Source organism: Pseudoxanthomonas sp. OG2 (assembly GCF_014192765.1).
Taxonomy (GTDB): Bacteria; Pseudomonadota; Gammaproteobacteria; order Xanthomonadales; family Xanthomonadaceae; genus Pseudoxanthomonas_A; species Pseudoxanthomonas_A beigongshangi.
Genome location: NZ_JACHYM010000001.1, coordinates 262,464 through 286,751 on the forward strand (window position 1 = coordinate 262,464; position 24,288 = coordinate 286,751).

Annotated in this window: 24 protein-coding genes and 2 tRNA genes; 10 read left to right on the plus strand and 16 right to left on the minus strand. The window is 68.2% G+C overall.

Annotated elements, in window-relative coordinates; genetic code table 11:
• Window positions 1-4: 4 nt before the first annotated feature.
• Genes FHW78_RS01075 through FHW78_RS01130 form a run of 12 tightly spaced genes read right to left on the minus strand, consistent with a single transcriptional unit; the run spans window position 5 to window position 10,929 of the window.
• Complete coding sequence (locus tag FHW78_RS01075; RefSeq protein WP_183636620.1) at window positions 5-2,365, minus strand: hypothetical protein; 2,361 nt, start codon at window positions 2,363-2,365, stop codon at window positions 5-7.
• On the minus strand, window positions 2,358-2,990 hold the full coding sequence (locus FHW78_RS01080; RefSeq protein ID WP_183636622.1) for an outer membrane lipoprotein carrier protein LolA: 633 nt from the start codon (window positions 2,988-2,990) through the stop codon (window positions 2,358-2,360). The genes FHW78_RS01075 and FHW78_RS01080 overlap by 8 nt, the downstream gene beginning before the upstream one ends.
• On the minus strand, window positions 2,987-3,409 hold the full coding sequence (locus FHW78_RS01085; protein ID WP_183636625.1) for an acyl-CoA thioesterase: 423 nt from the start codon (window positions 3,407-3,409) through the stop codon (window positions 2,987-2,989). Before FHW78_RS01085 ends, FHW78_RS01080 begins: the two co-directional genes overlap by 4 nt.
• The gene (locus FHW78_RS01090) at window positions 3,396-4,955 is read right to left on the minus strand and encodes an aromatic amino acid ammonia-lyase (RefSeq protein ID WP_183636628.1); all 1,560 of its coding nucleotides are present in this window, start codon (window positions 4,953-4,955) and stop codon (window positions 3,396-3,398) included. The genes FHW78_RS01085 and FHW78_RS01090 overlap by 14 nt, the downstream gene beginning before the upstream one ends.
• On the minus strand, window positions 4,933-5,886 hold the full coding sequence (locus FHW78_RS01095; protein WP_183636631.1) for an acyltransferase: 954 nt from the start codon (window positions 5,884-5,886) through the stop codon (window positions 4,933-4,935). Before FHW78_RS01095 ends, FHW78_RS01090 begins: the two co-directional genes overlap by 23 nt.
• Window positions 5,883-6,635, minus strand: coding sequence for a glycosyltransferase family 2 protein (locus tag FHW78_RS01100; protein ID WP_183636634.1), 753 nt, complete (start codon window positions 6,633-6,635; stop codon window positions 5,883-5,885). Before FHW78_RS01100 ends, FHW78_RS01095 begins: the two co-directional genes overlap by 4 nt.
• Before the next feature lie 3 nt (window positions 6,636-6,638).
• On the minus strand, window positions 6,639-8,312 hold the full coding sequence (locus tag FHW78_RS01105) for an AMP-binding protein (RefSeq protein WP_183636637.1): 1,674 nt from the start codon (window positions 8,310-8,312) through the stop codon (window positions 6,639-6,641).
• Window positions 8,305-8,859: a hypothetical protein gene (locus tag FHW78_RS01110; RefSeq protein WP_183636640.1), complete on the minus strand. Its 555-nt coding sequence runs from the start codon at window positions 8,857-8,859 to the stop codon at window positions 8,305-8,307. The genes FHW78_RS01105 and FHW78_RS01110 overlap by 8 nt, the downstream gene beginning before the upstream one ends.
• A gap of 18 nt (window positions 8,860-8,877) precedes the next feature.
• Complete coding sequence (locus FHW78_RS01115; RefSeq protein WP_141452713.1) at window positions 8,878-9,132, minus strand: acyl carrier protein; 255 nt, start codon at window positions 9,130-9,132, stop codon at window positions 8,878-8,880.
• A 22-nt stretch (window positions 9,133-9,154) separates the two neighbouring features.
• Window positions 9,155-9,415, minus strand: a complete 261-nt coding sequence (locus tag FHW78_RS01120; RefSeq protein ID WP_141452712.1) for a phosphopantetheine-binding protein — start codon at window positions 9,413-9,415, stop codon at window positions 9,155-9,157.
• On the minus strand, window positions 9,402-10,217 hold the full coding sequence (locus tag FHW78_RS01125) for a lysophospholipid acyltransferase family protein (protein WP_183636643.1): 816 nt from the start codon (window positions 10,215-10,217) through the stop codon (window positions 9,402-9,404). The genes FHW78_RS01120 and FHW78_RS01125 overlap by 14 nt, the downstream gene beginning before the upstream one ends.
• Window positions 10,183-10,929, minus strand: coding sequence for a beta-ketoacyl synthase chain length factor (locus FHW78_RS01130; RefSeq protein ID WP_343205522.1), 747 nt, complete (start codon window positions 10,927-10,929; stop codon window positions 10,183-10,185). Before FHW78_RS01130 ends, FHW78_RS01125 begins: the two co-directional genes overlap by 35 nt.
• 138 nt (window positions 10,930-11,067) lie before the next feature.
• Between FHW78_RS01130 and FHW78_RS01135 the strand changes: the two genes are divergently transcribed.
• Window positions 11,068-11,143, plus strand: a tRNA-Ala gene (locus FHW78_RS01135).
• A 58-nt stretch (window positions 11,144-11,201) separates the two neighbouring features.
• Window positions 11,202-11,277 (plus strand) — tRNA-Glu (locus FHW78_RS01140).
• Between the two features lie 244 nt (window positions 11,278-11,521).
• On the opposite strand, the gene FHW78_RS01145 is transcribed toward FHW78_RS01140, so the two are convergent.
• Window positions 11,522-12,010 (minus strand): DUF1249 domain-containing protein, encoded by a 489-nt coding sequence (locus FHW78_RS01145; protein WP_141452711.1) that lies wholly within the window; start codon window positions 12,008-12,010, stop codon window positions 11,522-11,524.
• 130 nt (window positions 12,011-12,140) lie between these two features.
• Window positions 12,141-12,959, minus strand: coding sequence for a pyruvate, water dikinase regulatory protein (locus tag FHW78_RS01150; protein WP_183641052.1), 819 nt, complete (start codon window positions 12,957-12,959; stop codon window positions 12,141-12,143).
• Window positions 12,960-13,109: 150 nt separating this feature from the next.
• Here FHW78_RS01150 and ppsA point away from each other — a divergent pair, with 150 nt between their 5' ends.
• Together ppsA and FHW78_RS01160 are read left to right on the plus strand one after the other, a co-directional pair.
• Window positions 13,110-15,500 (plus strand): phosphoenolpyruvate synthase, encoded by a 2,391-nt coding sequence (gene ppsA / locus FHW78_RS01155; protein WP_183636645.1) that lies wholly within the window; start codon window positions 13,110-13,112, stop codon window positions 15,498-15,500.
• Window positions 15,501-15,510: 10 nt separating this feature from the next.
• Window positions 15,511-16,458 (plus strand): mechanosensitive ion channel domain-containing protein, encoded by a 948-nt coding sequence (locus tag FHW78_RS01160; protein WP_183636648.1) that lies wholly within the window; start codon window positions 15,511-15,513, stop codon window positions 16,456-16,458.
• A 439-nt stretch (window positions 16,459-16,897) separates the two neighbouring features.
• Here FHW78_RS01160 and orn read toward each other — a convergent pair whose 3' ends face one another.
• Complete coding sequence (gene orn / locus FHW78_RS01165; RefSeq protein WP_183636651.1) at window positions 16,898-17,458, minus strand: oligoribonuclease; 561 nt, start codon at window positions 17,456-17,458, stop codon at window positions 16,898-16,900.
• A 95-nt stretch (window positions 17,459-17,553) separates the two neighbouring features.
• Here orn and FHW78_RS01170 point away from each other — a divergent pair, with 95 nt between their 5' ends.
• Window positions 17,554-18,006, plus strand: coding sequence for a DUF2721 domain-containing protein (locus FHW78_RS01170; RefSeq protein ID WP_183636655.1), 453 nt, complete (start codon window positions 17,554-17,556; stop codon window positions 18,004-18,006).
• Between the two features lie 75 nt (window positions 18,007-18,081).
• Here FHW78_RS01170 and tadA read toward each other — a convergent pair whose 3' ends face one another.
• Complete coding sequence (gene tadA, locus FHW78_RS01175) at window positions 18,082-18,561, minus strand: tRNA adenosine(34) deaminase TadA (protein WP_183636658.1); 480 nt, start codon at window positions 18,559-18,561, stop codon at window positions 18,082-18,084.
• 390 nt (window positions 18,562-18,951) lie between these two features.
• Between tadA and FHW78_RS01180 the strand changes: the two genes are divergently transcribed.
• The 5 genes from FHW78_RS01180 to FHW78_RS01200 all read left to right on the plus strand — a co-directional run bounded on the left by FHW78_RS01180 (window position 18,952) and on the right by FHW78_RS01200 (window position 24,283).
• A complete protein-coding gene (locus FHW78_RS01180) occupies window positions 18,952-19,248 on the plus strand; it encodes a hypothetical protein (RefSeq protein WP_183636662.1) in 297 nt (98 codons plus the stop codon).
• On the plus strand, window positions 19,245-19,547 hold the full coding sequence (locus tag FHW78_RS01185; RefSeq protein ID WP_183636665.1) for a hypothetical protein: 303 nt from the start codon (window positions 19,245-19,247) through the stop codon (window positions 19,545-19,547). Before FHW78_RS01180 ends, FHW78_RS01185 begins: the two co-directional genes overlap by 4 nt.
• Window positions 19,548-19,604: 57 nt before the next feature.
• Complete coding sequence (mgtA, locus tag FHW78_RS01190) at window positions 19,605-22,364, plus strand: magnesium-translocating P-type ATPase (protein ID WP_183636668.1); 2,760 nt, start codon at window positions 19,605-19,607, stop codon at window positions 22,362-22,364.
• Window positions 22,365-22,398: 34 nt separating this feature from the next.
• Entirely contained in the window at window positions 22,399-23,136 is a 738-nt protein-coding gene (locus FHW78_RS01195; RefSeq protein ID WP_183636671.1) for an MgtC/SapB family protein, read from the plus strand.
• A 91-nt stretch (window positions 23,137-23,227) separates the two neighbouring features.
• Window positions 23,228-24,283 carry an ATP-binding protein gene (locus tag FHW78_RS01200; RefSeq protein ID WP_183636674.1) on the plus strand — a complete coding sequence of 352 codons (1,056 nt, stop codon included), beginning with the start codon at window positions 23,228-23,230 and terminating at the stop codon, window positions 24,281-24,283.
• The last annotated feature ends 5 nt before the right edge of the window (window positions 24,284-24,288 follow it).

A 24,288-nucleotide genomic window follows, 5' to 3' on the forward strand; every position in this document is an offset into this window, starting at 1 on the left:
CTTGCTACTCGTGCTCTTGAGGTGACGGGGAAGCCGCCAGTGGGCGGAACAACGGTGAAACCAGCCAGACCAGGCCGATGCCCAGCAGCAGGGTGAGACCGAAGGCGCGCAATGCCGGTGTCGCCGACAGCGCCAGCAGCCCGAACGACAGCCAGGTGCTGGCCGCGCCGATGCATACCGCCATCCAGGCGCGGGCGTCGCCGCGGTGTTCGGTCAGGAAAATGCCGTAGTCGATGCCCATCCCCAGCAGCAGCAGCAGGGCCAGCACGTTGAACAGTTGCAGCGGCTGCCCGGCCAAGCCCAGCAGCGCGACGGTCAACGCGCCGGCCAGCAGGGTCGGCACCATCACCCGCCAGGCGCCGGCGCGATAGCGCCACCACAGCAATGCATACACCAGCACCGCGCCGGCCAGCAGCAGCCCACTCATCAGGTGGCGGTAATGGCGCAGCAGGCGCGAGAAGTCGGCGGTGCGATCGACCCAGCGCACCCCGGGCAGTTGCGCGGCCTGTTGTTCCAGCAACGCCAGCGCGCCGTCGCGTCCCAGGTCATCGATCAGCACCACGCTGGCCAGTTGTCCGCCCACCTGCCCCAGCCATTGATGGCGGAACGGCGCGGACACCGGCGAAGCCAGCCACGCCTCGGGCCGCAGGGGGCCGGCGCTGAAATCCGGACGCGCAAGCGATTCGCCCAGCGCCTGTCCGACCTGCGCCATCACCGCGCTTTCCACCCGCCCGGTCAATACGGCGTCGGCCTGTTGCCGGCGCAACGACGGCAACCAGTCGCTGATCGCGCGATGGCCGCCGATGCGGTCATCGGTCTCCAGCTTGCGCAGGCGTTCGGTCAACGCCTCTTCGCGTTGCAGCAGGGTTTCGGCGTTGTCGGCGCGGATCAGGAAGAACTGCGCGGGACTCGGCATCCCCAGCAGCCGCCCCACTTCGATCTGCTGGGCCATCACCGTCGGTGGCGAGGATTGCAGGCTGCGAAGGTCGTCATCGCCATGCACGCGCAGCAGGCCGGCGACCAGCACCACGGCCACCAGCACGCCCACCACGATCCCGCCGCGGCTGCGAACCGCGCGCGGCCAACGGTCCAGCGAACGGCCAATCGCCCGCGAGAAACGGGTATCGCGCACCTGGCCGCCATCGAGCCACGGGAACAGGCAGATCACGGTGAGGAACGCGCCGGCCAACCCGACCACCGAAAACAGCGCCATCTGGCGCAGGCCAGGAAACGGCGCCAGCCCCAGCGCCAGATAGGCCAGCGCGCTGGTCGCCAGCGCCAGCCACAGGCCCGGCAACAGGTGGCGCAACAAAGCCCAGCGCCGTTCCGCCGCCACGCCCTGGCGCGAGGCGAACCAGTGGATGCCGTAGTCCTCGGCCACGCCGACCAGGCTGGCGCCGAAAATCAGGGTCAGCAGATGGACCTGGCCGAACACCAGCGCGGTCACCGACAGCGCGGTCGCGCAGCCGATGATCAGCGAAGCGGCCACCAGCAGGATCGGACGCAGCGAACGAAACGCCAGCCACACCAGCAGCAACACCGCCGCCAGCGAGCCCCAGCCGATAGTGTTGATTTCGCGGTTGGCCTGCACCGCCGCCGCCTCGGCGTGCAGCGGCACGCCCGCGCGCAGCACGCGCACCGAGGGCTCGGCCGCGCGCGCGGCGGCGCCGGCGCGGTCCAGCGCGTCCTGGATGACGCGTTCGCCATCGAGCCGGAACGCCGAGGCGCGGGTCTGGAACGCCAGCACGCTCCAGTGCAGGCCATCCTTTTCCAGCAGGCCGTCCTCGCCCACGCGCAGGCCCGACGCCCGCGCGCGCGCCTGCCACCATTGCGGCCACAGGCCGAGCGGGTCCTGCCGCCATTCGGTCAACCGGGGCGCGCCCATGGGACCGTACAGCGCGGCCAGCGCCTGTTCCGCCAGCACGGCGGTGTCGGCCGTGGCGATGCCGACGCGCTGTCCGGGCGTCAGCAGACGATCGCGATACGGCGCGTAGAAAGCCTGCGCCTGCGGAAACCAGTCGGCGGCATTGTCGGCCGCGGTGAACGGCAATCGCGCCGCGTCCTCGCCGGCCAGCGAACGGCGGAACGCCGTTTCGGCCCGATGCGCCTGCTCCGGCGTGGCCGCGCCCAGCACCACCACGATCTGGCGCGCACCGGCATCGGCGATGCGCTCGGTGGCATCGGCCAGCACGCGATCGTCGGCATCGCGCGGCAACAGCGCCAGGATGTCGCTGTCGATCGGCGGGTGCTGCCAGAACCGCCACTGATGCGCCGCGACCGCGGCCACCGCGAGCAGCCACAGCAGGGCCAGCCAGCGCCAGCCGGAACGCCAGCGGCGATCCCGCGCGTCCAGGCCTTCAGTCAAAGCGGCGCGCCTCGTCCGCGGCCAGCGTGGCCGGCGTGTCCTTCAGCGCCGAAAACCGCAGCAGCGTGCTGTCGCCGTTGGCTTCCTCGATCCGCACCTCGCGCACGTAGCGATCACCACTCAGCTCGATTCTGGCGAACACCTTGGCCAGTGCCGCCGAACGCGGTTTCAGGCCCAGCCGCCAGCCGTTGTCCGGCAACGCCTGCACCCGGGTTTCGAAACGCGAGGACAGCGCGGCGACATCGCCGCTGACCAGCGCGAACATCATCGCGTTGACCGAGCGCAGGGCCGGCTGTTCGCGACCGTCCACCTCGACCCGCTGGCTGCCGTCGCGCTGGCGGCTGAGGATGCGATCGCGGGTGATCACCATCTCGGACGGGAACGGCTTTTCCGTCGTCCAGATCACCCCCTTCTGCCGAGCGACCACGAACCGGCCCTGCGAACGCAGCGGGTTCTTGAAGCCGGTGATGCGCTTTTCCTGTTCGAACTGGCCGCGCAACACTTCGACCTGGGCGACGCGCTGCTGGATCACCGCCAGATCGTCCGCCGCGCGCGCGGACGGCGGCCACGCGCCCGCCGCCACCAGCAGCACCGACGACAACAGGAAACCGGACCACCGCTTCATTCGACCTGCACTCCCAGCCGTTCCCACAGCACCGGCGGACACACATAGAGCATCTCGCCTGAAGCCGCCTCGACCGCCACCTGGAGGGTGTGGGCGCGGGTCAGGACCTGTTGGGATTCGGCGTCGCGGATGACGTATTCCAGCTTCAGCCGGTTTTCCCACTCCACGATTTCGGCGCGCACCACCAGCGGCTGCGCATAGCGCAGGGGACGGATGTACTTGATGCGCGCATCCACCACCGGCCACAGGAAACCCGAGGCCTGCATCTGCGGATAGTCGTAGTCGAACCGTTGCAGCAGCGTGCAGCGGGCGATTTCCAGGTACTTGAAGTAGTTGCCGTGCCAGACCACCTGCATCGGATCGCAGTCGTGGAAGGCTGGCGACAGCGCGATTTCGCAGGACAGATCAGGCGTCGGCATACAGGCCCCAGCGCCGCGCGCGCACGTCCTCGCACAGCGCGCGCAATTCGTTGTCCAGCGCGCGGTCCTCCACGACCAGGGCGATGCGGTCGCGCAGATCCGCGTACATCGCCGCCGCCTGCTCGCCGAACACGGCCGAACCGCCGGCGCGCGCGCGCAGTTCCACCGCCTGGCGGGCGGCGATCAGCATCGCCGCGACCACCTGTTCGGTCAGGGTGATCACGCGCAGGCAGTCGCGGGCGGCGATCGTGCCCATGCTGACCTTGTCCTGGTTGTGGCATTCGGTCGAGCGCGAGAACACCGAGGCCGGCATGGTCAGCTTGAGCGCTTCGGCGGTCCACGCCGACACGCTGATCTGCAACGCCTTCAGGCCGTGGTTGATGGCCGCGCGCGGGCCGGTCGCGGCGGACAGGTTGGACGGCAGGCCGTGGTTGAAGCGGGTGTCCACCAGCAGCGCCAACTGGCGGTCCAGCAGATCGGCCAGGTTGGCGACCGCGTTCTTCATCGCGTCCATCGCGAAGGCGATGTGGCCGCCGTAGAAATGCCCGCCATGCAGGATCTGGCCGCGCTCGGGATCGATCAGCGGATTGTCGTTGGCACTGTTGAGTTCGGTTTCAATCAACTGGCGGAAGAACGGCAGCGCGTCTTCCAGCACGCCGATCACGTGCGGCGCGCAGCGCAGTGAATAACGATCCTGCAGGCGCTGCTCGTTACGCGGCGGACGATCGCTGTGCAGGTCCTGGCGCAGGCGCGCGGCGGTCCGCGACTGGCCCGGATGCGGCTTGGCGTCGAACAGCACCTCGTCGAAATGGTGCGCGTTGCCGTCGCTGGCGAGCACGTTGAACGCGGTCAGCCGGGTCGCCAGCCGGTCCAGGTAGTCGGCGCGTTCCCAGGCCAGGCAGGCCAGCGCGGTCATCACCGCGGTGCCATTCATGATGGCCAGGCCTTCCTTCGGCCGCAGCTTGAGCGGGGTCATGCCGATCTCCGCCAGCGCTTCGGCCGCGGGCCGGCGCACGCCGGCGTGGATGACCTCGCGTTCGCCGCACAGTACCGCCGCCACGTAGGACAGCGGGGTCAGATCACCGCTAGCCCCCACCGAGCCTTCGGCCGGAATCAGCGGCAGCACGTCGTGCCGGAGCAGGTTCTCCAGCCCGTCGAGCAGTCCCTGGCTGACGCCGGACATGCCGCGCGCCAGCGATGCCAGCCGCGCCGCGAGGACCGCGCGGGTCTCCTCGGCGTCAAGGAACCTGCCGAGTCCACAGCCATGGTAGGTGTAGAGGTGGTGCGGCAGTTCGGCGACCAGCTCCGGCGGAATGTTGACCGTGCAGGAATCGCCATAGCCGGTGGTCACGCCGTAGATGACGCCGTCCTCGCGCAGCACGCGATCCAGGAAGTCGGCGCCGCGGGCGATGCGCGCGCGGAAACCGGCGTCGTCGGACAGCCGGGCCTCGCGCCGCCGGCGCGCCAGCGCCGTCACGTCCTCGATGCGCAACGGGGCATCGCCGAACCGGACCGCGCCGGTGTCACTCTCGGGGGGAAGCGTCATGCGTAACCTGATCCCAGAAGGGAAAGAAATTGAACCAGTCGTAAGGCGCGCCGACCAACTGGCGCTCCAGCCATTGTGCGAACCGCCCGGCGTGTTCGGCCAGCGCCGCGTCGCGCGAACCGCGTGGCAGGCGGATGTTTTCGGCAAAGGGTTCGAAGCGCACTTCGTAACCATCGCCGGCGTGGGTGCAAGCCATCGTGAACACCGGGCAGCCCAGCGCCGAGGCCAGCGCATAGGCGCCAATCGGAAACGGCGCCGGATGGCCCAGGAACGGCACCCGCACGCTGCGCCCGCCCTGCAAGGGCACGCGATCGCCGGCGATGGCGACGAACTCGCCGGCGGCGATGCGTTCGGCCAGCACCGTGGCGGTGGCCGGCCCCAGCTCGGTCACCTGCATCAGGCGCACGCCGTTGGCCGGGTCCAGCCGGTCCAGCAGGCGGTTGAAGCGCGCCGCGTGCGCGGTGTGCACCAGCGCGGTCAGGCGGAAACCCGGCACCCGGTCGGCCAGCGCCTGGCACAGCTCCAGGCAACCGATGTGCGCGGTGATGATCAGCCCGCCGCGCCGCTGCGCGACCATCGCCATCATCACGTCGCGATGGGTGATCACCCGCTGTTCGGGATAGCGGTGGCCCATCGCCAGGATCTTGTCCAGCAGGGTCTCGGCGAACATGAAGAAATGGCGCAGGCTCTGCCAGCCCCCCGGCTCGCCACCGAACACTCCGCGATCGTGCGCATGCAGCCGGCGCAGGTACTGCAGCGACGCCGCGCGCGCGGTGGCGTTGCCCAGCCAGTGGAAGAACACCACCGGATAGGCGCACAGCCGGAACGGCCAGCGTCCCAGCCAGCGATGCACGCCGCACAGGAAGCGCACACCGGCCACCGAGGTGGACTCGGCGATGTCCGCCCAGTGCGGTTGTCCGGTGGCGCTCACGCGGGCACCGTCCGTCCACGCAGCAGCCAGCGTGGCAGGCGCCGCAGCATGCCGAAGAACAGGCGCGCGTGCATGCGGCTGATCCGCACGTTGTCGCGCCAGACATCGAAATGCGACACGCCGTCGCTGGGATAGGTCACCCGGGTCGGCAGGTTGATCACCGCCACGCCGCGCCAGAACAGCCGCACGATGATTTCGATGTCGAAATCCATCCGCCGGCCAATCGGTTCCTGCGCCATCAGCGCCAGCACCGGCGCCAGCGGATAGACGCGGAAGCCGCACATCGAATCGCGGATGGCGAACGACAGCGTGTTGATCCAGACCCATACGTGGGTCAGGTAGCGGCCATACAGGCGCCCTTTGGGCACGCTTTCGTCGTATTCGGGCACACCGCAGATGATCGCCTGCGGTCGCTGCCGCGACGCCTCGGCGAAACGCGGAATGTCGGCGGGATCGTGCTGGCCGTCGGCGTCGATCTGCAACGCGTGGCTGGCGCCCAGCCGCGCGGCTTCGCGGAAACCCGCCATCACCGCCCCGCCCTTGCCCTGGTTGTGCGCCAGCCGCAGCAGCCGCACGCGCGGCGCATGCGCGTGGGCCAAGGCATCCAGCACCCGGGCGCAGGCCGGACCGGATCCGTCGTCCACCAGCAGGCAGTCCAAACCGGAGGCGAGCACGCCGGTGACCATCGCGCCAATCGCGTGCTCGTGGTCGAACACCGGAATGATCACCATCAAGCGATCGACCGACATGGTTCAGTGTCCTTCCTGCGCCGCGAACACGACCCGGCCACTGGCGTGCGGACCATGCGCGGAGGTGTACTGGAATGCCAGCGTCGATTTTTCCGCCGCCCATTGCAGGTGCAGGCGGATGCGGTCGCCCGGACGCGCGACGCGCTGGAACTTCAGCGCCTCCATGCGCAGGAACCGCGGCGGCAGCGGGAAGGCTTCGCGGCCGAACCGGATCGCCCAGTCCAGTTGCGCCACCCCGGGCAGGATCGTCGCCTGCGGAAAATGACCGTCGAACACCGCCAGATCCGCGTCCAGATCCAGTTCCAGTTCGGCGGCCAGCGGTTCGCGCACGCGCCAGTGCGGTTCCGGACGCTCGGGCCGGAACAGCGCGGTCAGCGCCCGCTCGGTGACCTTGCCCTGCGCGTTGACCGGCAGGGCCACCGCGTAACGCCAGCGGCGCGGACGCGCGACCGCGTCGTGGCGGCCGGCCAGATGTTGCGACAGCTGTTGGGAGAGCGCGCGGCGGCCGTGTTCGCGCAGGTACTCCCAGCCGGCCTCGTTGGGCACCACCACCGCCACCAGCGCGTCGCGCGCGCCGGGCAGCACGCAGACGCGGGCTTCGGCCACCCGCGGATGACCGGCGATGTCGCGCTCCAGTCCATCCAGTGACACCCGGCGCTCCTCGACCTTGACGATGCGATCCGCCCGCCCGAGCAGGCGGAACCCGTCTCCGTCGGCGTGTACCCGGTCCTCGCTGGTCCACCACTCCCGCGCCTGGGCCAGGTGCGGCGAGCGCACCTGCAGGCGTCCGTCCTGGACCCGCCAGGCCACCCCGGGCAGCGCGCGCCAGGCCGGTTGCTCGTCGTCCCAGCGCCGCCACGCGATGCCGCCGGTCTCGCTGCTGCCGTAGATTTCGGTGGGGGCCACCCCCAACCAGCGGCGGGCTTCCAGCGCGGCCTCGGCCGGCAAGGCGCCGCCGGAGGAGAACACCGCCCGCAATTGCCCGCCCAGCGAGGCCCAGTCCAGTTGCTGCGGCAGCCGCTTCAGGTGCGCCGGGCTGGCCACCAGCAACGCCGGTTGCCCGGCCAGGGCGGCCAGCAGGTCCTCGTGGAAGAAGGTACGCGGCGCGATCGGCCGGCCGGCCGCCAGCGGCCACAGCACCCGGAACAGCAGTCCGTAGATGTGCTGGTGGGACACCGTGCCATGCACCGTCGCCGCGCCGAGGTCCGCGCCGAAAGCGGCTTCCAGCGCTCCCACCTCCCGCGCCAGCTGATCCAGCCGCTTCTCGATGGCGACCGGCTCGCCGGTGCTGCCGGAAGTGAACACCAGCAACCGGGTCGCGGCCTCGTCCAGCGGCGCCAGGACCGTGTCCGGAACCACGTCGGCGGGCATCACGCCACCATCCGCGAAGTCGCCGGCGAAGCCATCGACCTGCCCGGCCAGCCGTTCACGGGTGGCCGGCAGGTTGTCGGCGCACAGGAATACCCGCTTGCCGGCGTGCCAGGCGCCGAACAGGGCCGCGGCGAAGGCGGTCGCGTCCTCGAAGTACAGCGCCCAGTCACGGCCCCCGGCGCCGGCGAATGCCGCCTGCCAGGCCAGTACCCGGGTCCGGAACGCCGGGTGATCCCAATCCGGACCGACCCACCGTCCGGTCCGGGCATCGACGGCGACGCGGTCCAGCGGCAGCCACTCACTCATGCCGGCGCGCCGCCCGCACGCGCTGCCGCACCAGCCACTCGCCCGCGAACAAGGCGCCCATCAGCAGGTAGGCGATACCGCCGTTGTAGAGCGCCCAGACGCGATCCGTGGTCCATAGAGCCGTTGCCAGCGCCAGCGCGCCATTGAAGATGAAGAACACGCACCACACCTGGGTGACCCGGCGGGTATAGGCGACCGCGCGCGCCGGCAGATCCGGCTCGCTCACGCGGGCGATCCGCTCCACCACCGTGGGCGGGAAGCGCAGGCTCACCGCGAACACCACCAGCATCACCGCGTTGACCAGCGCCGGGTACAGCTTCAGCGGCAGCGCATCGTTGAACACCGTGGTAAGCACGGCCAGGACCGCCGCCCCGCCCGCCGCCGCCAGCCATACCGGCTGGCGGGTCGCCAGCGCGCGCAGCAGCGCCAGCGCCATCAGCAGGAGCGCCAGCCAGCGCGGCTCGAACCGGCCCAGCGCCAGGTAGACGACCAGCGGATAGGCCAGCGACAGGGCAATGAACAATGCCGCGCGGACCCGGTTCGCCATGAGCGCGCCGCGCCTTGATCAGGCGGCTTGGTCGCGGATCAGGCCATACAGCACGTCGACGACGTCCTGCACCGTGCGGACGGTCTTGAACGCGTCCGGTTGCAGGTTGCGGCCCAGCAGCGGCTTGAGCTGGACGATCAGATCGACCGCGTCGATGCTGTCGATGTCCAGGTCGTCGTACAGGCGCGATTCCGGCGTGATCTTCGCCGGATCGATTTCGAAGGTGTCGTGCAGGATCGTGGCGATCCGGTCGAATAGTTCGTTCTTGGTCATTTCAGTCCCCTCGCCGCGCCCTTCACGCCGCCCGCTGCGACGCGACGAACTCGGCCAGCGCGCGCACGCTGGAAAAATGCTTGCGGGTTTCCTGCGAGTCCGCCGACAGGCTGACGCCGTAGCGCTTCTGCAGGGCCAGGCCCAGTTCCAGCGCGTCGATCGAATCCAGCCCCAATCCTTCGACGAACAGCGGCGCCGCCGTATCGATGTCATCGGGACCGATGTCCTCGAGGGACAGGGCGGCGATGATCAATTCCTTGATCTCGTGCTCAAGTGCCTGCACGCGTTTCCTCTCCAGAAAAATAATGCGTCAAATAGTCGGTGAGCCGCCTGGCGGCTGCCGCGTCCCCTCCGGTTCCGGACTCGGCGGCGTTCAGGAACCGTGCGATCGGCAGGTCTTCCTGAACGTCCACCACCACATGGAACCGGCGCGTGGGCACACGATACCATTTCTCCCCTTTCCCCAGCGTCATCGGCGTGCAGCTCAGCCTGACCGGCGTGATGTCCAGGCGGCCGCGGACGGCGATGTTGGCGGCCCCGCGCTGCAGCTTCGGCGGCTGCCCGCGCACGGTCCGGGTCCCCTCCGGAAAAATCACCAGGTTGCCGCCCGCCTTCACCGCCGCGATGCAATCGTCCACCAGTCCGGCGCCATCGTCGTTGGATACGTAACCCGCGGCCCGGACCGGCCCGCGCATGAACGGATTGCGCGCCACCGCCGATTTCACCACGCAATCGGCGTTGGGCAGCAGCGAGACCAGGAACACCACGTCGATCAGGGTCGGATGGTTGGCCAGGATCAGCAGGCCGTCGCGTTGCAGGCGCTCGCGATGGCGGATTTCATAGGTCAGCAGGCCCAACCGGCGCATCAGCTCCACGTGCGCGGCGAAACTGCGCTGCACGGCGCGCCGGACCAGCCTCCGCCGGCGCGACGGGTCACGCACGAACCATTGCATCGGCGGGAACACCAGCACCCTCAGCACCAGCCCGCCGACACCGAAGGCCAGGAAACTCAGGCCGGTGCCGAACACCCGCCAAAGATGGTCCAGGCGGTCACCCACCGTGGCGCCACTCCCATTGCCGCCCATCGGCCACATACCGCAGGGTGCCGGAACCGGCCAGCACGAATCGCAATACCTCCAGACTGTGCGGCAGGACCGCGGCTTCCGGCACGCCCGCCTCCGCCGGCACCGCGCCGCAGCCCAGTCCCACGGCGATGCCGTCGCCGCGATCCGCCGGCGCCACCCGCCAGCACCAGGCGTGGAAAGGATCCGGTTCGTCCCTGAAATCGGCATACACCTCTGGCAGCGCGGCGTCGTAAACCACCACCAGTACTTCGGGCGAACCATCCCCGAGCAGTCCCGCCGTCTCCACCAGCGCCGCTTCCGGCGTGGCGTGTCCGGCGGCGAGCGCCAGATAGTTGCCACGCTCGCCGCGCACAATCGAATACAGCGCGGCGATCGCGTTGTGCACGGAGAGTCCGAAGCTGGTCGGCGACAGGGTTTCGCGACGGCTCAGCGATTCCAGCAGTTCCACCGAGCAGGCCACGTCGCCGTGCCGCGAGGCGAACACGAACGGAATGCCTTCCGCCTCCGCGCGCTGGCACCAATAGGCGGTCTGGATCGCCATCCGCCCCAGGCGATCGATTCGCCGCCGCTGCATCGCCGGTACCTCCCCCAGCGCCGGCGTGCCCTCGCCGTGGGGCGGAAACGGCTGGCGCGCCCATTCGCGCCACGCCTCGGCGGTTTCGAGCCCGGGCGCCCAGGCGGCCCATTCGGCGATGGTGAACTGAATCCTCACGATGCTGCGATCCGCCCGGTTTCTGCGAGCGCCCTATTCCACCGGATGTGCCCCGAATCCGCCACCGTGAAATTTTTTTTTCACGGATGCTTGCAAGTCGGCAAAGCCCCCCCTACAATTTCGCTTCTCCCGCCGCGTGGGGCCATAGCTCAGCTGGGAGAGCGCTTGCATGGCATGCAAGAGGTCGCCGGTTCGATCCCGGCTGGCTCCACCAACTTTCCAGGCATTAGGCCGTCTGGAAAGAAAAATTTAAGCGGCAAAGTTTCAAACGCGTCCCCATCGTCTAGAGGCCTAGGACATCACCCTTTCACGGTGGCGACCGGGGTTCGAATCCCCGTGGGGACGCCAATTTTGAAGAAACAATCAGGGCCCGGGAAACCGGGCCCTGATTGTTTTTGCGTTGCCGGAATAACGGGAAACTGGCTAAGGAAAGATTCTGCACGGGCTGACGAAACCCGCCTGGTTCTTACTGTGCGAATGGAATGCCGTACGACTGGTGGTTCGTTACGCGCGCACGCGTTGCACGCTGCCTTGTCCGCATTGCCCGCCTGCGCAGGAATCGGTTTCGACGTGCAGGCCAATCCGAGTCGAACTAGGCCGCGTCGAGCGCAGCGGTTTCCACCGCCTTCAACGTCGCCACGCCATGTCCCTGGTCGGCCAGGTATTCCAGCCATTTGCCCAGGAAGGTATTCATGCGCATGCGATGGCTGATCACTTCCGCCGGCGGCGGATACAGGCCGATCACGTCTTGCCAGCGGCGGCCGACGTAGCAATGCGTGGCCTCGGCCTGGTGGGCGTCGCGGTACAGGCGCACGAAGGCGGAAGGATCCGGTTCGCCGGTCAGCGGATCGCGCAGATCGTAGGTGAGCCTGAGTTCGACCGTGTAGCGGTGGGTCTCGATCACTTCCAGGCGCACGTCCAGGCCGTCGCCGACCGAGGAAATGTAGGTTCCCGCGGTCAGGTGGTCCGGGGCGAACAACCGCATCAACCGCACGTGGTTTTCCGCATAGAGCGCCATCAGCCAGCCGAAGCGGCTGAGCTTGGGAATGCGTGCCTGGCGGTCGGTGGCGGGAGGTTGCATGGGGCCGATGCTACACGCTGGCCGGCGCCGGCGGCAGCATTGACGGCATCGCCCGGGAAGCCTAAGTTAAGGTTTCCCGCCGCCGGAATTCCGCGGCGCGTCCCGGCCCCTTCCGGCCCGCCTCCCCGCCTCAGAACATCTCGCGCTGCAGCCCCAGCGTGGACAGCACCTTGCTGGAGATTTCCTCGATCGACTTGTTGGTGGTGCTCAGGGTGGGAATGCGCTCCACCTGGAACATCGCCTCGGCCGCGGCGACCTCGCGCTTGCAGGTATCCATCTGCGCATAGCGGGAATTGGGACGCCGCTCCTGCCGGATCTGGTGCAGGCGATCCGGATCGATGGTCAGGCCGAACAGCTTGCGCCGGTAAGGACGCAGCCGCGGTGGCAGGCGATCGGTTTCCAGATCCTGATCGGTCAGCGGATAATTGGCCGCGCGCACGCCATAGTGCAGCGCCAGGTACACGCAGGTGGGCGTCTTGCCGGCGCGCGACACCGCCACCAGGATGACGTCGGCCTCCTCGTATTCCAGCGCGATGCCGTCGTCGTGGGTCAGGGCGAAGTTCATCGCGTTGATGCGGCGATGGTAGGTCTCGAAATCGACCAGGCCGTGCGCCTGGCCCACCCGCGACTGCCGGGGGGTCCCCAGCTCGCGCTCCAGCGGTTCGATGAACGGCGCGAACACGTCCAGCATCAAGGCGCCACTCTCGGCCAGCACCCCGCTCAGGGCCGGATCCACGCAGGAATTGACCACGATCGGCCGGGCCCCTAGCGCGATCCCGGCCCGGCGGATGCGGTCGGCCGCGTCCCGGGCCTTTTCCTCGTCGTCCACGAAGGAGATCCGGTCGGTCTGGAAGCGGAAACCGGTGAACTGCGTCAACAGACTGTGACCAATGGTTTCGGCGGTGATGCCGGTACCATCGGAGACGTAGAACACCGGCCTGGTCACCAGGCCGCCCTGGTCCGGATTCACCACGAAACCCCCTTCAGATCAAGCTTGTCTGCAATTGGTATTGCATAGCATCATAGCGCCTCTTTCCCCACGGACACGGCCCGGCCGATGGTCTCGGCGCGGCGCACGGTCAGCTTTGGAGCTTAACGCTTGAACGAGAACATCCTCTGGCTGCATGCGTTGCGCCTGTCCGATCTTGCCCGTGTCGGCGGCAAGAATTCCTCGCTTGGCGAAATGATCGGCCACCTGGCCGGCCTGGGCGTGTCCGTGCCGGGCGGCTACGCGACCACGGCCGAGGCGTTCAAGGCGTTCATCGCCCACAACGACCTGTCCAAGCGGATTTTCGACAAGCTGGCCACGCTGGATGTCGAGGACGTGCCGGCGCTGACCGCCGCCGGTCGCGAGATTCGCGGCTGGGTCATCGACGCCCCGCTGCAACCGGACCTGGATCAGGACATCCGCACCGCCTACGCGCAGCTGTGCGCGGAAAACGGCGGCGGCGAAGTGGCGGTCGCGGTGCGCTCCTCCGCCACCGCCGAGGACCTGCCCGACGCCAGCTTCGCCGGCCAGCAGGAAACCTTCCTCAACGTCACCGGCGCCGATGACGTGGTCCACAAGGTGAAGGAAGTCTTCGCCTCGCTGTACAACGATCGCGCCATCGCCTACCGCGTGCACCACGGCTTCAAGCACGAGGACGTGTTCCTGTCCGCCGGCGTGCAGCTGATGGTGCGATCGGACGTGGGATCTTCCGGCGTGCTGTTCACCCTGGACACCGAATCCGGTTTCCGCGAGGTGGTGTTCGTCACCGCCAGCTACGGCCTGGGCGAGAACGTCGTGCAGGGTGCGGTGAATCCGGACGAGTTCTACGTCTACAAGCCCACACTGGCGCAGGGCAAGCCGGCGATCCTGCGCCGCGCCCTGGGCAGCAAGCAGATCCGGATGGTCTACTCGGACAAGCCCGGCGAGCGCGTGCGCAACGAGGACACCCCGGCGGAACTGCGGAGCAAGTTCTCCATTTCCGATGCCGACGTGCAGGAGCTGTCGAAGCAGGCGCTGGTCATCGAAAAACACTACGGCCGCCCGATGGACATCGAATGGGCGAAGGACGGCGTCAGCGGCAAGCTGTTCATCGTGCAGGCCCGTCCGGAGACGGTGAAGTCGCGCGCCAAGGCCACCCAGATCGAACGCTACGCGCTGGAAAAGCGCGGCACGGTCATCGCCGAGGGCCGCGCGATCGGCCAGAAAATCGGCAGCGGCGTGGCCCGCGTGGTGCGCTCGCTGGATGACATGAACCGCGTGCAGGCCGGCGACGTGCTGGTCGCCGACATGACCGACCCCGATTGGGAGCCGGTGATGAAGCGCGCTTCGGCCATCGTCACCAACCGCGGCGGCCGCACCTGCCACGCGGCGATCATCGCCCGTGAACTGGGCGTGCCGGCGGTGGTCGGCACCGGCAACGCGCTGGACAGCATCGCCGACGGCGTGGAAGTGACGGTCAGCTGCGCCGAGGGCGACACCGGTTTCATCTACGACGGCGCCCTGCCCTTCGAGCGCACGACGACCGATCTGGACAACATGCCGCCGGCGCCGCTGAAGATCATGATGAACGTGGCCAACCCCGAGCGCGCGTTCGATTTCGGCCAGTTGCCGAACGCCGGCATCGGCCTGGCCCGGCTGGAAATGATCATCGCCAGCCACATCGGCGTGCATCCGCTGGCGCTGCTGGAATACGACCGCCAGGACCTGGAAACCCGTCGCAAGATCGACGCCAAGATGGCCGGCTACGCGGACCCGGTGAGCTTCTACGTGGATCGCCTGGCCGAGGGTATCGCTACCATCACCGCTTCGGTCGCGCCGAACCCGGTCATCGTGCGCCTGTCGGACTTCAAGTCCAACGAATACGCCAACCTGATCGGCGGCACCCGCTACGAACCGCATGAAGAAAACCCGATGATCGGCTTCCGCGGTGCCAGTCGCTACGTCGATGCCTCGTTCGAGCCGGCCTTCGCGCTGGAGTGCCGCGCGGTGCGCAAGGTCCGCGACGAGATGGGCCTGGACAACCTGTGGGTGATGATCCCGTTCGTGCGTACCCTGGAGGAAGGCCGCAAGGTGGTCGAAGTGCTGGCCCGCCACGGCCTCAGGCAGGGCGATGGCGCTACTGGCGACAAGCCGGGCCTGAAGATCATCATGATGTGCGAGGTGCCCTCGAACGCCCTGCTGGCCGACGAGTTCCTGGACATCTTCGACGGCTTCTCGATCGGATCCAACGACCTGACCCAGCTGACCCTGGGCCTGGATCGCGACTCCAGCATCGTCGCCAACCTGTTCGACGAACGGAACCCGGCGGTCAAGAAGCTGCTGTCGATGGCCATCCAGGCCGCGCGCGCCAAGGGCAAGTACGTGGGCATCTGCGGCCAGGGTCCGTCCGACCATCCGGATCTGGCCGAATGGCTGATGCAGGAAGGCATCGAGTCGGTGTCGCTGAACCCGGACACCGTGGTCGATACCTGGCTGCGTCTGGCGAAGCGAAAAGCGGCATAATCCGGGCCGCATGGCCCTGATCACCCTTCCCACCAAGACGCCCGCCGCGGCGTCCACGCCCACCGCCACCCGTGCGTTCGACTGGAGTTCGATCGACTGGATGGCGGTGCTCACCAACTGGGCGATTGCCGCGGCCATCGTGCTGCTCGGCTACTGGCTGTCCAAATGGATCAGCCGGATCGTGTACCGGGCGCTGACCCGCGGCGGGGTCGAGGCGACCCTCGCCGGCTTCCTGCGCAATGTCTGCTACGCGGTGATGATGGTGGTGGTGCTGATCGCCGCGCTGCAGAAGATCGGCGTACCCACCACCTCGGTGCTGGCGGTGGTCGGCGCGGCCGGCCTGGCGGTTGGCCTGGCGCTCAAGGACTCGCTGTCCAACATCGCCTCCGGGGTGATGCTGATCGTGCTGCGTCCGTTCCGCGACGGCGACCACGTGCAGGCCGCCGGACTGGAGGGCGTGATCGAGGAAGTACGCATCTTCCAGACACGGCTGCGCACCTTCGACAACCGCCTGATCGTATTGCCCAACAGCATGATCACCACCGCGCCGATCATCAATTTCACCGCCAAGCCGCGTCGCCGCGTCGACATCCTGGTGGGCGTGGGCTACGACGACGATCTGAAACAAGCCAAGGACGTGTTGTTGGCGCTGGCGCATGCCAATCCGCTGGTGCTGGCCGATCCCGCGCCGCTGGTGCTGGTGAGCAGGCTGAGCGAAAGCAGTGTCGACCTGACCCTGCAGGCGTGGGTGAAGACCAAGGATTTCGGCGATGCCCGCAGCCAGCTGACCGAAGCGGTGCGCACGGACATCATCGGCCACGGCCTCAACATCCCGTATCCGCAACGCGACCTGCACGTGTACCACCACAACGCCGACGGTACCCCGCTCACCCACCTCATCACCCGCGCCGTCGCCGATGACGGCGACGTGGCGCCGCCGGTGACGCCCGCGCCCTGACCCGCCCGTTCCTGTGGGAGCGACGTAAGTCGCGATTACCTCAGCGGGCGACGACGGTCCGGTGTTGACGAACCATCGGGTCGCGACTGACGTCGCTCCTACCGCCAACTACTTCCTGTAGGAGCGACGTAAGTCGCGACCGGATACTCTCCGAATGGGGCGACCATCGCGACTTACGTCGCTCCCACAGGGACGGGAAAAGCGCGGCCTCAGCCGGCAATTCGGCCAGATACTTGCGGTAGGAGCGTCGTCCCCGTCCGTCGCGGTTGCCTTGCCGGGTCAAGGCGGTTCGCTGCCGATGATCTATCGGGTCGCGACTTACGTCGCTCCTACAGCCAACTACCCCATGTAGGAGCGACGTGAGTCGCGACCGGATACTCTCCGAACGGGGCGGCCATCGCGACTGGCGTCGCTCCCACAGGGACGGGAAAGCGCGGCCTCAGCCGGCCAGTTCGGCCAGGTGCTTGCGATAGTGGCGCAGTTCCTCGATGGAATCGCGCACGTCGCTGAGCGCGGTGTGCGCGGCCTGCTTGCGCACGCCCTCCAGCACCGGCGGGGCCCAGCGGCGCGCCAGTTCCTTCAAGGTGCTGACGTCGAGGTTGCGGTAATGGAAATATTTCTCCAGCCGCGGCATCAGGCGGTGCAGGAAGCGCCGATCCTGGCAGATGGAATTGCCGCACATCGGCGACGCGTTGGCCGGCACCCATTCGTTGAGGAAGGCCACGGTCAGGGCCTCGGCCTGGCCCAGGCTGACTTGGCTGTCCAGGACCCGCTGCCACAGCCCGGACTTGCGATGCTGGTTGCGGTTCCAGTCGTCCATGGCTTCCAGCGCCTCCAGCGGATGGGCGATGGCCAGTTCCGGCCCCTCGGCCAGCACGTTCAACTGCGAATCGGTGACCACCGTGGCGATCTCCAGGATGGAGTCTCCGCCCGTGTCCAACCCGGTCATTTCCAGGTCGATCCAGATGAGTCGGTCGTTGTTCGCGTTGCTGGCTGCCATGCACCTGTCCGTCGGGGAATGAGGCCGGGAATCCGGCGCGTTGCGGGAAATCCGCGTGATGTCATCATAACGCAGACGCCCACCACGACCGGCCCATGAACAATTTCGCGCACTATGCCGTCCTGACCGCGATGCTGGCGCCCGCGTTCTTCCTGACCGCCACCGCCTCCCTGCTGCTGTCGGCCAACAACCGCCTGGCCCGCATCATCGACCGCGCCCGCACCCTGCTGCGCGAGCTGGTCGACGTCGAGGACGAGCACGAACGCCAGCTCTATGAGATGCGCATCCGCCTGCAGCGCCGCCGCAGCCTGATCATCCTGCGCGCCGGCCAGCTCCTGTACGCCGCGATCAGCTGCTTCGTCGGCACCAGCCTGGCCGTGGCCGTCGACACCTTCCTCGAACACCGGCTGGGTAGCCTGCCCACCTGGCTGGCGGCGGTCGGGGTCCTGGCGATGCTCGCCGCCAGCCTGTTGCTGGCGCGTGAATCCACCCTGGCGGTGACCGCCATCAACGAGGAAATGGACCACCGCCACGTCAAGCGCCGGTAGAGCGGAGCTTGCTCCGCTGACGCGGTGCTCTTTCCTCCCGGACAAGCTGCGGAAAGCAGCGGAGCAAGCTCCGCTCTACAGGAGCGGGCGGCCGCGCTTGGCGCGGAAATAGTTGGTCAAGCGACGGCTGGCTTCTTCTCCCAGCACGCCGCCCTGCACTTCAACGCGATGGTTGTGGCGCGGGTCGGTCAGCAGATCGAACACGCTGCCACAGGCGCCGGTCTTCGGATCGGCCGCGCCGTAGACCACCCGCGCCACCCGCGCGTGCACCAGCGCCATCGCGCACATCGCGCAAGGCTCCAGGGTGACGTACAGGGTCGTGCCGATCAGCCGATGGTTGCCCAGCGCCTGCCCGGCGCGACGCATGGCGACGATCTCCGCGTGCGCGGTGGGGTCGTGTTCAGCCAGGTTGCGGTTCCAGCCCTCGCCCAGCACCTGCCCGTCGGCATCCACCAGCACCGCGCCAACCGGAATCTCGTCATCCTCGCGTTCGGCACGCTCGGCCAGCGCCAGCGCATGCTGCATCCAGCGGATATCGTCGTCGGGCGTGGCCATCTTGCGGGGTGGATTTCGGCGAGAAGTGCGCCATCGTGGTCGAAGCGGGCCACGAACGTCAATGTGATGGCCGGTACGCAGCCCATGGCGCGCGCGCCATGCCTCCCCCTATATACGCAGGTATATCCCGGCCAAACCACCGCAGCCTAGGCGTGCCGCGATGGCGCGCGGATAATTCCACCATCACGCAACGGCGGTCGATGACCGCGCCGATGCGTCTCCCGCTTCCGCGCACAGGTGCGCTTCCCGGAGATTTCCCATGGACCCCGACCCTGACGGGCGCTTCGCCGCGTCCCCAACCACATCGTTCCGCACACAACCGGCGCCGCTGCCGGGGTCCCTTCGCGCCTGATCGCCGGTGACCCCGCGGGCGTCGTCCCGGAGGTCACCATGAATCGCACGTTCCTCTATCCCGCGCTGCGCGGCGCCCTTTGCGCACGCGATGTCGTCGCCTTGCGCCGCCTCTATGCAGAACACGGCGCCGCCGCATTCGCCGGCGCGCTTTCCACCTGTTCCTCGCGCGTATCGGCCGATGCGTTGTCGTTGCTGCCGTTGCGGGGCCGGATCCGCGTCCTGCCGCATCTGCCGCCGCCAGCCCGCGCGCAGTTGGAATCGCTGTGCCGTCCCGCGCGCGCCACCGCATTGCCAAACGCGTCCATCCCGCTGTCCGGTGGATATGGCCCATGAAGACGCGCCCCTCGCAGGCGTCCGTCGCCCCGCCGAACTTCCATTTCTTCCGTGTCAGCCTGCGCCTGCGCACCGGCTGGAGCGACACGGTCGAAGCCCGCATCCGACGCGCGCGCGGCCTGCATCTCAGATTCATGCACCGGCGCGAACAGGCCATCGTCCTCGGCATCGACGCGCCCGGGGAAGGACGCCGCGAACTGGCCCGGCTGGTGCGGCTCATGTCCTGCCATCCCGGCGTGCGCGCCGTGCGCTGGGAAGTCGTACCCACCACCGCCGATGCGTTCGAACCCCTCGCCTGAATCGTCCGGCCGACATCGCGTCGTCGTGCGGTTGCCCTTCCCTTCCAGGAGTTTCACATGAACCTGCTCAAGACCTGGTTCGATGCCTTTCTGCGCAGCCGCCGCGCCGCCGGCCTGTTCGGCCGTCGCGCGATGCCCGAGGCCGGCTTCGGCCGGGCCGATGCACGCACGGCTCCCCTGCTTCCGTCCCGGACCCTGTCACAGGTGGCGCGGGACGATCTGCCAGCCGCGCTGTCGCGGCTGGCCTCCCACGAGGACGGCCTGAGCCTGGCCGAAGCCGCGGAGCGCCGCGCGCGCTTCGGTCCCAACGAGGTCGATCACGAAAAGCCGCTGCCGTGGTGGCGACACCTGTGGCAGTGCTACCGCAATCCCTTCAACCTGCTGCTGACCGTGCTGGCGGTCGTTTCCTACCTCACCGAGGACGCCAAGGCGACCGTTGTCATCGGCATCATGGTGCTGCTGTCCACCCTGATCCGGTTCTTCCAGGAAGGGCGCTCCAACCGCGCGGCCGAGCGACTCAAGGCGCTGGTCGGCAACACCGCCACCGTGATCCGGCGCGACCTGGGCACCGAAGCGGCCGATGTCGCCGAGCGCTACTTCGGCACCCGACTGCATTCGCGCCGTCCGCCCAGCCGGCAGGAAGTCCCGATCCGCGATCTGGTGCCCGGGGATCACATCGTGCTGTCGGCCGGCGACATGATTCCCGCCGACTGCCGGGTGCTGGTCGCCAAGGATCTGTTTGTCGCCCAGGCGGCGATGACCGGCGAATCGCTGCCGGTGGAAAAATTCGCCGAGGCCAGCAGGGACGAAGGCGGCGCGCTCGAACAGAACAACCTGTTGTTCATGGGCACGAACGTCGTTTCCGGCACTGCCACCGCACTGGTGGTGGCGACCGGTGCGGAAACCTGCTTCGGCGCCGTCGCGCATCGGGTCACCGCCAGCGACCATGCGCCCACCGCGTTCCAGGCCGGCGTCAACAGCGTCAGCTGGCTGCTGATCCGTTTCGCCCTGGTGATGGTCCCGTTCGTGCTGCTGATCAACGGCTTCACCAAGGGCGACTGGATGGAGGCGTTCCTGTTCGCCCTGTCGGTTGCGGTCGGGCTGACCCCGGAAATGCTGCCGATGATCGTCACCTCCACCCTGGCCAAGGGTGCGGTATTGCTGGCGCGGCGGAAAGTCATCGTCAAGCGGCTGGACGCGATCCAGAATTTCGGCGCGATGGAGGTGCTGTGCACCGACAAGACCGGCACCCTGACCCAGGACCGGATCGCGCTGGAACGCCACACCGACGTGTTCGGGAACGATTCGGAGGACGTGCTCAAGTTTGCCTACCTCAACAGCCACTACCAGACCGGATTGAAGAATCTGCTGGATCGCGCGGTGCTGGAACACGTCGAACTGCAGACCGAACTGCGGCTCGCCCAGGACTACCGCAAGGTCGACGAAATCCCGTTCGACTTCGAACGCCGCCGGATGTCGGTGGTGGTGTCCGAACGCGAGGATCACCATGAACTGATCTGCAAGGGCGCGGTCGAGGAAATGCTGGCGGTCTGCACGCAGGTCCGCGACGGCGGCACCGTGGTGCCGCTGGACTCCCGGATGCTCGCGCGGGTCCGGCGGGTCACCCAGGAGCTCAACGAGGAAGGCCTGCGGGTAGTCGCGGTGGCGATGAAGGAAACCCCGCCCGCCCGCGATGCCTACTCCGTCGCCGACGAGCACGATCTGATCCTGGTGGGCTACGTGGCCTTTCTCGACCCGCCCAAGGAATCGGCGGCACCCGCTCTGCGCGCCCTGGCCGACCATGGCGTGGAGGTGAAGGTGCTGACCGGTGACAACGAACTGGTCGCCGCCCGGGTGTGCTCGCAGGTCGGCCTGGAAGGCGACGCGGTGATCACCGGTCCGCAACTGGATCGGATGAACGACGCCGCCCTGATCGCCGCGGTCCAGCGCTACCGCGTGTTCGCCCGGCTCACCCCGCTGCACAAGGAGCGCCTGGTGCGCGCCCTGCGTGGCCAGGGCAAGGTGGTCGGCTTCCTCGGCGACGGCATCAACGACGCGCCGGCGCTGCGCGCGGCCGACATCGGCATCAGCGTGGACGGCGCGGTGGACATCGCCAAGGAGGCCGCCGACATCATCCTGCTGGAAAAGAGCCTGATGGTGCTGGAGGAAGGCGTGATCCAGGGCCGCCGCACCTTCTGCAACATGCTCAAGTACATCCGCATGACCGCCAGTTCCAACTTCGGCAACGTGTTCTCGGTACTGGTGGCGTCGGCGTTCCTGCCGTTCCTGCCGATGCTGCCGCTGCAACTGCTGGTGCAGAACCTGCTGTACGACGTGTCGCAGATCGCCATCCCGTTCGACCACGTGGACGAGGAACTGGTGCGCCGGCCGCTGAAGTGGAATCCAGGTGACATCGGCCGCTTCATGGTGTTCTTCGGCCCGATCAGCTCAATCTTCGACATCACCTGCTTCGTGGTGATGTGGCATGTGTTCGCCGCCGACACCGTGGCCGAACAGGGCCTGTTCCAGTCCGGCTGGTTCGTGGTCGGCCTGCTCACCCAGACCCTGATCGTGCACATGATCCGCACGCCGCGGCTGCCGTTCGTGCAGAGCCTGGCCGCACCCGCGCTGCTGGCGATGACCGGCGTGATCATGCTCATCGGCGTGCTGCTGCCCATGAGTCCGTTGGCCGGCTATTTCGGATTGCAGGCCCTGCCGATCGGTTATTGGCCGTTCCTGGTGGCCATCCTGCTGGGCTACGCGGTCCTGACCACGTTGCTGAAGCGTTTCTACATCCGCCGCTTCGGCTGGCAATGAGCGGGCGGCCACGCCGTCCGCGAGCGAGTACGACATGAACCTGGATCCCCATCTGCCCCCGTTCGACGCGGGAGCGACCCTGAGTTCGCTGATCAGCCTGGGCACGGCCTTCCTGCTCGGCTCGCTGATCGGCTTCGAACGGCAGGTCCGCCAGCGCACGGCGGGCCTGCGCACCAATACCCTGGTCGCGGTGGGCGCGGCCGTGTTCGTCGATCTGGCGGTGCGTTTCCACGCCCTGCACGGGGGCACACCCACACCCTTGCAGGTGGTGGCCTACGTCATCTCCGGCATCGGCTTCCTCGGTGCCGGCGCGATCATGAAGGAAGGCGCGCAGGTCTCCGGCCTGAACACGGCGGCGACGCTGTGGGGCTCGGCCGCGGTCGGCGCCTGCGCCGGCGCCAAACTGTTGCCGGAGGCGGCGATGGCGGCGCTGTTCGTGCTCACCGCGAACACCGTCCTGCGCCCGGTCGTCAATCGCATCAATCGCCAGCCGGTGCAGGAGGAGTTCAGCGAGGCGACCTACGTCGTGCGCGTGGTCTGCCGGCGCGCCGCCCAGATCGGCGTGCTGCAGCGGACCACCGACCTGCTGGAGGCCGCGCACTATCCGATCCGTTCAATCGAGCAGCAGCCCTTCGGCAGCGAGGAAATCGAGCTCGAAGCGGTCCTGTATGCGACGGCCGTCGATGCCGATGAATTGGACGCGGTGATGACGGCCATCTCGCGCCTGCCGGGCGTGACGCAGGCGTTCTGGAACGCCAGCGCCGAGGAATGACCGGGCGAAGCGATGCGCCCGTCCCGGCAAAGGCGCCGATGCTATCCTGCGCCGGCCTGAGCATCGCCACGGGGACACGGACACCGGGATCATGCGCGTCAACTCTTCCCGCCTGGGCCTGGGCGTCGCCGTCGCGCTGGCGGTCATGGCCGCCATCTTCGTCGCCGATACCTCCACCGACTATGCGGTCGCGGCGGCGGGTTTCTATACGGTGGTGATCCTGGCGGCCGCGCGACGGCTGTCGGCGCGCCAGCTGACGATCCTGGCCTGCGCCTGCATCCTGCTGACCCTGCTGAGCTTCGCCCTGTCCGGTTTCGGCAATTACCGGGTGGGCCTGATCAACTCCGGCATCGGCATCGTCACGATCATGGTCACCACCTACCTGGCGCTGAAGATGGAAGCCGCGCGCGCCGACGCCCAGGACGCGCAGGCCCGGCTGCTGCGGGTGGCACGCGCCTCCACTTTGGGCGAACTGACCACCTCCATCGCCCACGAGGTCAACCAGCCGCTGGCCGCAATCGTCACCAGCGGCAACGCCTGCCAGCGCTGGCTGGCGCAGTCGCCGCCGAACCTGGACAAGGCGCGGCAGGCGGTGGAGCGCATCCTGGATGATGCGCGGCGTGCCAGCGACGTCATCGTCCGCGTCCGCGGCATGACCCGCGGGCAAGCGCAACAACCGCAGGCCTTCGCCATCAATCCGGCCATCGAGGAAGTCCTGTCGCTGGCGCGCGCGGAACTGGAGCGCCACGGCGTCCCCGTCACGCTGGAACTGTCCGAGGAACTGCCGCCGGTGTTCGCCGATCGCGTGCAGATCCAGCAGGTGCTCGCCAATCTGGTCCTGAACGCGGTGGAGGCGATGTCGGCCACTCCGCCGGGCCGGCGCTCGCTGCGCGTGGGCAGCGCACGCGCGCCCGACGGACGGGTGCGCGTGAGCGTGGCCGACACCGGCAGCGGCCTGCCCGCGGCGATGGATGACCTGCCTTTCGAGGCTTTCTGGACCACCAAGGCCGACGGTCTCGGCCTGGGGCTGAGCATCAGCCGCGGCATCATCCAGGCCAGCGGAGGCAGCATCCGTGCGGCGAACCGCGCGCAAGGCGGTGCCGAACTGGTGTTCGAGCTTCCTCCCGCACCGGGGACGTCCGCATGAGGACA